The sequence below is a fragment of the Microbacterium testaceum genome (assembly GCF_001476655.1).
Classification (GTDB): domain Bacteria; phylum Actinomycetota; class Actinomycetes; order Actinomycetales; family Microbacteriaceae; genus Microbacterium; species Microbacterium testaceum_C.
Genome location: NZ_LDRT01000199.1, coordinates 1 through 3,131, shown reverse-complemented (window position 1 = coordinate 3,131; position 3,131 = coordinate 1). Strand labels below are relative to the sequence as shown.

2 protein-coding genes are annotated in these 3,131 nt (G+C 70.4%); one reads left to right on the top strand and one right to left on the bottom strand.

Annotated features, from left to right (window positions below; all coding sequences use genetic code 11):
- Window positions 1–185: 185 nt before the first annotated feature.
- A complete protein-coding gene (locus tag NS220_RS18270) occupies window positions 186–1,664 on the bottom strand; it encodes a helix-turn-helix transcriptional regulator (RefSeq protein ID WP_058625401.1) in 1,479 nt (492 codons plus the stop codon).
- 131 nt (window positions 1,665–1,795) lie between these two features.
- On the opposite strand from NS220_RS18270, the gene aceA reads away from it, so the two are divergent.
- Window positions 1,796–3,112 (top strand): isocitrate lyase, encoded by a 1,317-nt coding sequence (aceA, locus tag NS220_RS18265; protein WP_058625400.1) that lies wholly within the window; start codon window positions 1,796–1,798, stop codon window positions 3,110–3,112.
- The last annotated feature ends 19 nt before the right edge of the window (window positions 3,113–3,131 follow it).

Here is a 3,131-nt window from a genome sequence, read left to right as displayed (position 1 = left end):
GGGGGCGCGGCCGCGGCGGGGGATGCCGCGGCGAGGCCGCCCACGACGAGTCCGAGGATCGCGGTGGATGCCGCGAGGGTGTGCTTCATGACTGCTCTCCTCATCGAAAGCGCTCCGGGGGGATGGAGCTCGCTGGACTAAAACCTTACACGCGAAAGGTTTCTACGCAACCCCTTCCCCCGCGGTCACTCCCCCGGCGCGTGCGCCTGCAGGAACTCGTACATCTCCGTCGTGTCGACCCCCGGGAACGACCCCGTCGGCAGGGTCGCGAGCAGCGTCCGCGGCGTCCGCACGTTCGGCCACGCCTGCCCACGCCACGCGGCCTCGAGGTCGGCGGGCGCGCGGCGGCAGCAGGTCTCCACCGCGTGCCGCGAGACCCCGCGGTTGGGAGTGTCGCGCCCGCGGAACCACTTCGTGTCGTCGAAGCGCACGCCGACGCTCACCGAGTGCGCGCCCTCGCTCGACTGCTCCACGCGCGCGGTGCACCAGTAGGTGCCGTTGCCGGTGTCGGTGTACTGGTAGTACGGGTTGAACAGATCGTCCTCGTCGAACACCACGCGGCTCGTCCAGCGCCGGCAGCACATCTGCCCCTCGATCGAGCCGAGGCGGTCGGTGGGGAAGTTCACGTCGTCGTTCTCGTACGCCTTCGTGATCGTCCCCGACTCGTGCACCTTGAGGAAGTGCACCGGGATGCCGAGGTGCACGGTCGCGAGGTTCGTGAAGCGGTGCGCAGCGGTCTCGTACGACACCGAGTAGGCGTCGCGGAGGTCTTCGATGCTGATCGTGCGCCGCTCCTTCGCCTCGCGCAGGGCCGCAACGACGTGCGCCTCGGGCATGAGCAGGGCTCCCGTGAGGTAGTTCGTCTCGACGCGCTGGCGCAGGAACTCGTCGTAGCTCGTCGGCTCGCCGTGCCCGAGGATGCGGCTCGACAGGGCCTGCAGCACCGCCGCGCGCGGGTCGCCCTTCGCGACCTTCGTCGAGAGGTAGAGCCGGCCGTTCTTGGCATCCGCGATGCTCCGCGTCGACGTCGGCAGGTCGGGCACGTAGTGCAGCGAGAAGCCGAGGTGCGCGGCGATGTCGCTCGCCCCGCGCTGCGTGAGGGGACCGCCGGGATGCTCGATCGCGGTCAGGATCCCGGATGCCGTGCGCTCGAGGTCGGGGAAGTGGTTGTCCTGCGTGCGCATGAGCCGGCGCAGGGCCACGTTCGCCCGCCGCGCCTCCTCGGGCGTCGCCGAGCGCTCCTCGCGGAGGCGCTCGATCTCGCCCTGCAGCGTGAGCATCGCCGACAGCACCTCGTCGGGCACCGACCGCCCCACACGGAACGGCTCGATGCCGAGCGCTTGGAACGTCTGCCCGCGCATCGCGCGCTCCACCGAGATCTCCAGAGCCGCGCGCTCGTCGAGGGGCTCGGCGTCGAGGATCTGCTCGAGTTTGCACTCCAGCGACCGCGCGATCGCCTGCAGCAGCGTGAGCTTCGGCTCGCGGCGACCGTTCTCGATCATCGACATCTGGCTCGGAGCACGACCGACCGCCGCGGCGAGCTCGTCGAGCGTGAGGCCGCGCGCGGTGCGCAGCTGCCGGATGCGGCGGCCGATGGTGAGCGTGTCCACTCCCTCATCGTCGAGCGGGAGGGATGCCGAGGGGATCGAGACGCCGGTGTCCATACCGGCAGGTTCTCACAGAAGCGGAAGATCGGGCGATCTTCACAAGAAGAATCTTCGGAACGGGGCTTGTTCTTCGCCCACAGTGGTCTCCACGGGGCACCGAAGCCCCAGCATCCCGAAGGAGAACGCTCATGACGATCCAGGCCACCCCCGCCCAGCCGCCTCTGCGCCCCGGCGACCAGACCGAGACCGCCGATGAGATCCGCGCCGCGTGGGAGAACGACCCGCGGTGGGACGGCATCGAGCGCACGTACTCGGCCGAGGACGTCGTCCGCCTCCGCGGCAGCGTCCGCGAGGAATCCACCCTCGCCCGCCGCGGAGCCGAGAACCTCTGGAACCTCCTCCACACCGAGGACTACGTCCGCGCCCTCGGTGCCTACACCGGCGGCCAGGCCGTGCAGCAGGTCCGTGCCGGGCTCAAGGCCATCTACCTCAGCGGCTGGCAGGTCGCCGCCGACGGCAACCTCGCGGGTCAGACCTACCCCGACCAGAGCCTGTACCCCGCCAACAGCGTTCCCGCCGTGGTGCGTCGCATCAACAACGCGCTGCTGCGACAGGACCAGATCGAGCGCGCCGAGGGAGAGATCACCCAGGACTGGCTCGCCCCCATCGTCGCCGACGCCGAGGCCGGCTTCGGCGGTCCGCTCAACGCCTACGAACTGGCGCAGTCGCTGATCGCGGCGGGGGCCGCCGGCATCCACTGGGAGGACCAGCTCGCGAGCGAGAAGAAGTGCGGACACCTCGGCGGGAAGGTGCTCGTGCCGATCCAGCAGCACATCCGCACGCTCAACGCCGCGCGCCTGGCCGCCGACGTCGCGGGGGTGCCGACGGTCATCATCGCCCGCACCGACGCCCTGGCCGCCGACCTGCTGACCAGCGACGTCGACCCGCGGGATGCCGAGTTCCTCACCGGCGAGCGCACGACCGAGGGCTTCTACCGCGTGCGACCGGGACTCGACTCGGTCATCGCGCGCGGCCTCGCCTTCGCCCCCTACGCCGACCTGCTGTGGGTGGAGACCGGGGAGCCCGACATCGAGCTCGCCCGCGCCTTCGCCGAGGCGATCCACGCCCGCTACCCGGGCAAGAAGCTCGCCTACAACTGCTCGCCGAGCTTCAACTGGAAGCGCCACCTCGACGACGCCCAGATCGCGACGTTCCAGGCGGAGCTCGCGGCGATGGGCTACGCCTTCCAGTTCATCACGCTGGCCGGCTTCCATGCCGTGAACCACTCGATGTTCGACCTCGCCCGCGGCTACGCCGAACGCGCCATGAGCGCGTACGTCGAGCTGCAGGAGGCCGAGTTCGCCGCCGAAGCGAACGGATACACCGCCACGCGCCACCAGCGCGAGGCGGGCACCGGCTACTTCGACGTCGTCTCGACCGCGCTCAACCCCGACAGCGCCACCCTCGCCCTGGCCGGCTCCACCGAGACGGCCCAGTTCCACTGACCCCCTTTTTCCCCGAGCC

Bases quoted from the DNA above. Each gene is read 5' to 3' on its own strand.
- NS220_RS18270 (WP_058625401.1), bottom strand. From the start codon at position 1,664: ATGGACACCGGCGTCTCGATCCCCTCGGCATCCCTCCCGCTCGACGAT.
- aceA (WP_058625400.1), top strand. From the start codon at position 1,796: ATGACGATCCAGGCCACCCCCGCCCAGCCGCCTCTGCGCCCCGGCGAC.